This is a genomic window from Streptomyces canus 299MFChir4.1 (assembly GCF_000383615.1).
In the GTDB taxonomy this organism is placed as follows: Bacteria; Actinomycetota; Actinomycetes; order Streptomycetales; family Streptomycetaceae; genus Streptomyces; species Streptomyces canus_C.
Window position 1 is genome coordinate 139900 of record NZ_KB911602.1, and the last position, 7996, is coordinate 147895.

The window sequence follows — 7996 nt, forward strand, 5'->3', positions numbered from 1 at the left end:
GACATGACGGGCTGTCAGCCCTTGACCGCGCCGAGCATCACGCCCGAGACGAAGAAGCGCTGGACGAACGGGTACACGCAGATGATCGGCAGCGCGGTGAGCACGATCGTGACGGCCTGGATGCTCGCGCCGACCTGGCTGAGCTCCGGGGTGCCGGCGCCCGCGTTGCCGCCGCCGGTGGCGCCCGCGATGAGGTTGCGCAGATAGACGGTGACCGGCATCAGATCGGACTGGTCCATGTAGAGGAACGCGCTGAACCAGGAGTTCCAGAAGGACACCGTGTAGAAGAGGACCATGGTCGCGACGACCGCCTTGGACAGCGGCAGCACGACCCTGAAGAGGATGCCGTAGGTGTTCAGGCCGTCGATCTGCGCGGCCTCCTCCAGCTCCGTCGGCAGGCTCTCGAAGAAGGCCTTCATCACCAGCAGGTTGAAGACGCTGATCGCGTTGGGCAGGGCGATCGCCCAGACACTGTTCTTCAGTCCGAGCTCGGTGACCAGGATGTAGTTGGGGATCAGGCCGCCGGTGAAGAACATCGTGAAGACGGCTATGCCGACGAGCACCCCGCGCCCCTTGAGGTGCTTCTTCGACAGGACGTAGGCGTAGCAGGTCGTCAGGGCCATGGCCACGACGGTGGACACGACCGTGTAGAACACCGTGTTGCCGTAGTTCCGCCAGAACATCGAGTCCTGGAAGACGATCCGGTACGTGGTGAGGTTGAACCCCTTGGGCCACAGGGTCACTTCACCGGCCCGGATCTGCCGTTCCCCGCTGAAGGACCGCGCGACGATGTTGGCGAACGGGTACAGGGTCACCAGCACGACGAGGGTGAGGACCACCCCGTTGACGCCCTGGAAGACCCGGTAGGAGCGGCTCGGCCTCACCACAGGCTGGTCCCCACTGTGCGGCGCGAGAGCGTGTTGGCGGTCGTGATCAGGACCAGGCCGATGACCGCCTCGAACAGGCCGATCGCGGCCGCGTAACTGAAGCTGTTGGACTCGACACCGGCCCGGTAGACGTAGGTCGAGATCACGTCGGCGCTCGGGTAGGTCAGCGGGTTGTACAGCAGCAGGACCTTCTCGAAGCCGACCGCCATGAACGTGCCGACGTTGAGGATCAGCAGCGTGACCATGGTGGGCCGGATGCCGGGCAGGGTGACGTGCCAGATCTGCCGCCAGCGGTTGGCGCCGTCGATCCGCGCGGCCTCGTAGAGGTCCTCGTCGATGGTGGTGAGCGCGGCGAGGTAGAGGATCGTGCCCCAGCCGGCGGTCTGCCAGATCTCCGAGCCGACGTAGATCGTCCTGAACCAGTCGGGTTCCTGGATGAACCGGATCTCGTCGTGGCCGAACCAGCCGAGGGCGTGGTTGACCGGCCCGTCGGTGGCGAGCATCTGCATCGTGAGGCCCGCGACGATCACGATCGACAGGAAGTGCGGGAGGTAGGAGACCGACTGCACGAACCGCTTGAGGGAACGCCGGCGCACCTCGTTGAGCAGCAGGGCCAGAACGATCGGGATCGGGAAGCAGAACACCAGCGTGAGTCCGCCGAGCCACAGGGTGTTGCGGAACACCTGCCAGAAGGTCGGGTCGCTGAGGAACATGCGCACATAGCGCAGGCCCACCCAGTCCTCGCCGAACATCGAGCCGCCGGGCTCGAAGCGCCGGAACGCGATCACGTTGCCGATCATCGGCAGATAGCGGAACACCAGGAAGAACAGCAGCGGCAGGACCGCCAGGGAGTAGAGCTGCCAGTCGCGCCGCAGGGCCCGGCGCCATCCACCGCGCGGCGCGGGGCGGGCGACGGCTCCGGGCAGGTCTTCGACGCTGGACGGTGGAGAGGCCGACTTGACGGATGTGCTCATGCTCGGTCCTCTCAGACGGAGACATGGAACCGAAACTTTCGAGCTCTTACCGGTAACTGCGCGGCAACTTAGAGGCACGAAGAAAGCGCTGTCAATGGGGCGGACAGGAGATACGTGGGGCAGGAGTGGGGTAGAACCGGGAGGCCCTATCCCATGACTCTCCGCAAGTTTCACTACTTGGACCGACTCATGCGAGGTGCCCTGTGCCTGCGTTCGACCTGCCCGTCGCGGAGCTGGAGCACTACCGTCCCGATGTCCAGGAACCCCCGGATTTCGACGAGTTCTGGCGTGACACCCTGAAGGAGGCGGCACAGACGGACGTGTTGGTGTCGATGCGCCCGGCTCGGAGCGGACTGCGGCTGACCGAGACCTGGGACATCGCGTTCCGGGGCTTCGCCGGCGACCCGGTACGCGCCTGGTACAGCAGACCCGCCGGGGTGCGCGAGGCACTGCCCGCGGTCGTCGAGTACGCCGGCTACGGCCGCGGGCGCGGCCTTCCGCACGAGCGGCTGACCTGGGTGAACGCCGGATACGCGCATCTGCTGATGGACAACCGCGGCCAGGGCGACCAGTACGGCAACGGTGGCGCGACCCCCGACCCGCACGCCTCGGCACCGGGCGGCCCGGGTCCCGCGGTACGGGGCCTGCCCGACCCCCGCACCTACCACTACCGGCGGCTCATCACGGACGCGGTACGTGCGGTGCAGGCGGTGCGGGCGCTCCCGGATGTGGACGGGCGGCGCGTCGCGGCGGTCGGCAACAGTCAGGGCGGCGGACTGGCGCTGGCGGTCGCGGGACTGGTGCCGGATCTGGCGGCGGTCCTGGTCACCGCGCCCTTCCTGTGCGGCATCCGACGCGCTCTGGACCTCACCGACGCGAGTCCGTACGGCGAGATCAGCGCCTACCTCTCTGTGCACCGGGGAGCGGAGGAGGCCGCCTATCGCACGCTCTCCTATGTGGAGGGCGTCTCCTTCGCGCGGCGCGCCGCGGCCCCGGCCCACTTCGGGACCGGCCTGCGGGACACGGTGTGCCCGCCGAGCGGGGCGTACGCGGCCTTCAACCGCTACGGCGAGCTGACCGGCGTGGACCCCCGAAAGGAGATCCACGCCTATCCGTACACGGCCACGAGGGGGGCGACGCCGTGCAGGTGCGGCGCCAACTCGACTGGCTGGGCGAGGTGTTGGAGGTCAGTCGACAGCCAGCGTGAACACGTGCAGGTCCGTGTTCCGCGGCAGCTTCACGCTCGCGATCCGCTTGCCCTCCGGTGCGGTGAACGGCTTGGTGGCGAAGACGTACGTGGCCACCGGGTCCCGGTCCGCGCCCGCCACGTTGCGATACGCGGCGCGGGCGACGACCTCGTTGCCGTACTGGACGGTGCCGCCCCCTCCCCCGACGGTCCAGTCGGTGAAGGCGAGTTCGACCGTGCCGGTGCTGCCGTCGGTGTAGGTCACGGTGGCCTGGCTCTGCTGGTTGCCGTTGACCGCGCTGCCGACGAAGGACAACCGACCGACCGGCTGGGCCAGTTGGACGGTCTGGCCGGACCCGGTCGCGTTGTCGGGCCGACCGCCTGGTGAGTTCGGCCAGGTGAAGGACAGGCCGTCGACCGTGCCCTGCCCGCCCGGCGTGAGACCGGCCGCTGCCAGCGCCTGACGCGAGTAACTCCAGCCGCCGCCGTCGTAGTCGGCCTCGTCGTGGTCACCGGAGTCGTCCGAGATCCCGGTGTTGTCGTAGGCGGCGAGGAGGGTGCCGGGTGCGGCGACCGTGAGGGACACGGGTTGCTCGTACGTGGTGCCGTCCGAGGTGACGGCGACCGTGATGTCGTAGAAGCCCTGCGCGGTGCCCTCGGTGGTGCTGAGGGTGATCTCCTGGGAGCCGTCGACCACCGTGCCCTCGGCGGGGCTCGCTGTGATGCCTTCCGGTGTCCTGACGCGGAAGCGGACCTCGGGGCCCGCGCCGTCGCCGCTCAGCGACAACGCGCGGACACCGGTCTTCGTGCTGGCGCCCGGCGCGACCGTCGCCGCGGTCGGGCCGACACCGATCTGGTACGGCTGCTCGCCCGCGCGGAAGGACGGCGGGGCCGCGTCAGCTCCCCAGGCCGGGGCGGGCTCGGTGGACAGGGTGTAGTCCAGCCGGCCGCCGTCCCGCACGAAGGAGGCGGGGAGCCAGGGTGCCTCACTTGTACGGCCGTCGACCTTCAGGGAGTGGACGTACGGCGCGTCGGCGGCCGCTCCCTCCGCGCGGACGGAGATGTCGTTGCCGTAGGGGCGGTCGATCTCGATGCGCGGGAACAGCGGTGAGGAGAGGACCAGTTCGGACCGGGACGGCACCTGGGGGTACATGCCGAGCGCGGAGAAGACGTACCAGGACGACATCGCGCCGAGGTCGTCGTTGCCGGGGATGCCGCCCGGCTGGGTCGACCAGAGCTGTCGCATCGCGGCGCGGACGGTCTCCTGGGTCTTGTGGGGGGCGCCCGCGTAGGCGTACAGGTACGGGACGTTGATCGACGGCTCGTTGTCCAGCTCGGACTTGTCGCCGCCGTTGCCGGTGAAGGCCCAGTCGCCCTTCTCGTCGTGGAAGAAGGAGTCGAGGCGGCCGAGGGCCTTGTCGCGGCCGCCCATCGCGGCGAACAGACCCGCCGGGTCGTGCTGGACCATCCAGGTGTACTGGGCCGCCGTCCCCTCGACGAACCCGTTGCCGGTGGCCGGGGTGAAGCCGGTGACCCAACTGCCGTCCGCCTTGCGGTTGGCGATGTACCCGCCGCTCGGGTCGGCGGCGATGTTGAAGGTGTTCTGCCACCACTGGGATCTCTTGGTGAAGGCTGCCGCGGTGTCCTTCTCCCCCGCCGCGCGGGCGAGTTGGGAGAGCGCGAAGTCGGCGCCGGACATCTCCAGGGTCTCGGCGGCACCGCCCCAGGCGTTGGAGACGGACGGCATGTAGTGCAGCTTCAGGTACTTGTCGAGGGAGGGGCGCTGACCGACGGACAGCACGGGCTTCCCCGCCGCCGACAGGTCCTGTTCCGTGGGGACCGTGGCCGCCCGGACGAGCGAGTCCAGAGCGCCGTGCAGGTCGAAGCCGGTGCCGCCGAAGGCGCGGATGCCGGCCAGGGCGATGGGTGAGGGGTCGCCGTTCATGACGTGGGTGCCGCTCGCGCCGTGCAGCCAGCGGTCCCAGACGCCGCCGTTCTGCCGGGCCAGTTCGTACAGGGACTGCGCCACGTCCGAGCCGGTGCGCGCGTCGAGCAGGGTCAGCAGCTGCACCTGGCCGCGGTAGACGTCCCAGCCGGAGAAGGTGCCGTACTGGGCCCGGTGGCCGCGGGCGACGCGGTGCACCTCGTCGTCGCTCCCCCGGTATCTGCCGTCGGCGTCGCTGATGACATTGGGGTGGAGGAGGGCGTGGTAGAGCGCGGTGTAGAAGGTGATGCGCTCGTCGTCGGTGCCGCCACCGACACGGATCGCCCGCAGCCGGTCACGCCAGGCGCGGCGGGCCGCGTCGCGCACCGCGTCGAAGGAGCGCCGGGACGGGTTCTCCGCGGCGAGGTTGGCCTCCGCGCCCGCCCGGCTGACGTACGAGATCCCGATCTTGACGCCTACCTGCTCGGTGCCGGGCGCGAACTGGACGTATCCGCCCGCCCCCTTGCCCGCGACGGGCCGCCCCTCCTGGGAGAAGCCGCCGGTGCCGCCGGAGGCCTTGAGGGACCCGGGGGTGAGCGTGTCGTCCTGCCAGGTGCCGGTGGCCGCGAAGGGACGGTCGAAGTGGGCGGTGAAATGGAGGGTGTAGTAGGCGCGCCGGCCTTCCGGGTCGAGGTAGCCGCAGAAGTTGCCCGAGGTGACCGAGCCGGAGACGGTCCGGGTCTCCGGGTCGATCTCGACCGTCGAACCGGCGGAGCCCACCTCGGAGTTGGCGGTACGGAACAGCAGTGCGGCGGGCTTGTCGGCCGGGTAGGTGAAGCGGGCGGACCCGGTGCGGGCGGTGGCGGCGAGGTCGGCGGTGACGCCGGAGTCGAGGCCCACCTTGTAGTGGCCGGGCTCCGCGGTCTCGTCGGCGTGGCTGAAGCCGGCCGCGTACACCGCGTCCTTGGTGTCGCTCGCCGGGGACGAGGTGACCTCGCCGGCGAAGGGGAAGAGCGGGATGTCACCACTGCCGCCGGCGCAGCCCGTACCGGACATGTGGGTGAGGCTGAAGCCGCGGACGCGGGTGGCGTCGTACAGGTAACCGCCGGGTGCGGCGGTGCGGGTGGCGTCGCCCCGGGTGTTCTCCGGGCTGAAGGAGAACATGCCGAACGGGGTGACGGCGCCGGGGAAGACGTTGCCGCCGTTCTTCGTGCCGATGAGCGGGTTCACGTAGGCGGTCGGGTCGTCGACGAGACCGGGTGGCGCGGCGGGGGCCGCGAGGGCGGGGGTGGCGCCGGTGGCCGCGAGAACGGCCGCCAGCAGCAGGGACGTAGGACGGAAACGCATGACGCGGCCCCTCCTCCTTCGGACGGGTCGCGCACCACAGGTCGCACAAGCCGCAGGGACAGTAACGTGCGCCACGCGTATCACGGAAGGGTGCGTACGGCGGAGGGGACGCACGAGGGTGTCGCCCGGTCGGCCGGTCCGGCCATTTCCCCAACTTATTTGACATCGTTGTCCGTTGGCGCGGTAGAGTCATGTATAGACCACTCGACAACGTTGTCGCGCGTCGGGTCGTCACAAGCCATGCACCATCCGTGCCTGCCATCACCCCCCTCGTGCCGGCACGGCTCGCCCACCCGGTGGCGCACAGCCCCACCGGGTCCGCCCTGAGCGCAAGGTTCGAGCGTGTTTCTGACGCTCGTGTTTTTGACGCCCGCGATTCCGACGCTCGTGGTTCTGACGGTGACTCAGCCGACGCGGCAGGGAAGGGTCGTGGCCGTGTCGCCTCCGGAGCCGGTGACGACGTAGCCGAACGTCGTACTCTGCCCCGGGCTGAGCGAGCCGTTCCAGTTGGAGTTGTGGACCATCACGTCCTGGCCGGTGTAGGTGGCGTTGCCGTTCCAGAGACTGTCGACCTTCTGTCCGGCCGGCAGGTTCCAGTCGACCATCCAGCCCAGCATCGGGACGTCGCCGGAGTTGGTGACGGTCACCTCGGACTGGTAGCCGCCGCTCCAACTGCCCGTGGTCTTGCGGGTGGCCGTGCAGGTGCCCGGTACGGGTTCGGTCGGGTTGCCCGGCTCGTGGATGCCGGTGACCTCTCCGTTGCCGCCGTCGAAGACGACGTCGGAGCAGGAGTAGAAGGTCTCCGCGCTGTCCGAGCGCTGCCAGACCATGTAGATGATGTGGCGGCCGGACTTGTTCGCCGGGAGCTGCCCGGTCCAGGAGTAGTTGGCCTCGACCGTACCCGGGCTGCCGTGGAGCGGCGGGTGGTCGACGCTGAGGAACGGCTGGGACTCCATGTCGTCCCAGGTGAGGGTCTTCTTCGGGTCGAAGCCGTCCTTGGTGACGTAGACGTAGAACCAACCCGGGTGCGCGGCCCAGGCGTTGTAGGAGAAGTCGACCGTCTTGCCCGCGGTGAGGTGGGTGAGCGGCCAGTCGTCGCGGGCGGCGTTGAAGCCGGTGAAGTTGGGGTTGCCGCCGCTGCACAGCTGGCCGTCCGGGACGAAGCCGCGGGTGCGGCCGGCGCCGTCCGAGCGGAGCACGGAGAACCAGTTGTAGAACGGGGTGGTGCCGCTGACCGCCTGCGCGTTCTTGCAGGCCGGGTTGACCGGTTTGATCTCACCGGTGTCGGTCAGCGCGTCCTGCCAGCACAGGAAGGTGCGGCTGGCGGGCTTCATGGGGGTGCCGTGGGCCTCGGCCTTGACGCCGGCCGTGAGGACCAGGCTGAAGGCGGGGATGGTGGCCAGGAGGGAGACGAGGACCAGGAAGAGGGCTCTGGGGCGCGTCACCCTCGATAACTTTGTCAGGATCATGACAGTCCAGTCCGTTCCTTGAGGTACGGGCCGTGCGGGGTGTGTGTGGTTGCCGTGGGATGGGAGCTTCATGCGGGCGGGTTCCGGTCCGTCCGTATGGGAGCGCTCCCACCCCACGTGTTGCGGAAGGTAGCGCGAAGTGGGGCGGGTGTAAACAGGTGGCGGCGGTTCGTGGGGGGATTGTGGGTTGGGGGTGGGTGGGGGCGGGG

At 69.4% G+C, this 7996-nt stretch carries 4 protein-coding genes and 1 pseudogene; 1 reads left to right on the forward strand and 4 read right to left on the reverse strand.

Features of this window, described 5'->3' with window-relative positions:
* Positions 1-14: 14 nt before the first annotated feature.
* Together H293_RS0133415 and H293_RS0133420 are read right to left on the reverse strand one after the other, a co-directional pair.
* Positions 15-887, reverse strand: a complete 873-nt coding sequence (locus H293_RS0133415; RefSeq protein WP_020122172.1) for a carbohydrate ABC transporter permease — start codon at positions 885-887, stop codon at positions 15-17.
* Positions 881-1861, reverse strand: coding sequence for an ABC transporter permease (locus H293_RS0133420; protein WP_020122173.1), 981 nt, complete (start codon positions 1859-1861; stop codon positions 881-883). Before H293_RS0133420 ends, H293_RS0133415 begins: the two co-directional genes overlap by 7 nt.
* Positions 1862-2064: 203 nt before the next feature.
* Here H293_RS0133420 and H293_RS55495 point away from each other — a divergent pair.
* Positions 2065-3068, forward strand: a pseudogene (locus H293_RS55495) (acetylxylan esterase).
* Here the strand turns inward: H293_RS55495 and H293_RS0133430 are convergent.
* Both H293_RS0133430 and H293_RS0133435 read right to left on the reverse strand, forming a co-directional pair.
* Positions 3049-6318, reverse strand: coding sequence for a GH92 family glycosyl hydrolase (locus H293_RS0133430; protein WP_020122175.1), 3270 nt, complete (start codon positions 6316-6318; stop codon positions 3049-3051). The pseudogene H293_RS55495 and the gene H293_RS0133430 sit on opposite strands and share 20 nt — an antisense overlap.
* Before the next feature lie 404 nt (positions 6319-6722).
* Complete coding sequence (locus H293_RS0133435; RefSeq protein ID WP_199790225.1) at positions 6723-7787, reverse strand: lytic polysaccharide monooxygenase auxiliary activity family 9 protein; 1065 nt, start codon at positions 7785-7787, stop codon at positions 6723-6725.
* Between the last annotated feature and the right edge of the window lie 209 nt (positions 7788-7996).

What these genes read in the sequence shown, in the direction of transcription:
- H293_RS0133420 (WP_020122173.1), bottom strand. Translation starts at nt 1,861, where the DNA reads ATGAGCACATCCGTCAAGTCGGCCTCTCCACCGTCCAGCGTCGAAGAC.
- H293_RS0133430 (WP_020122175.1), bottom strand. Translation starts at nt 6,318, where the DNA reads ATGCGTTTCCGTCCTACGTCCCTGCTGCTGGCGGCCGTTCTCGCGGCC.
- H293_RS0133435 (WP_199790225.1), bottom strand. Translation starts at nt 7,787, where the DNA reads ATGATCCTGACAAAGTTATCGAGGGTGACGCGCCCCAGAGCCCTCTTC.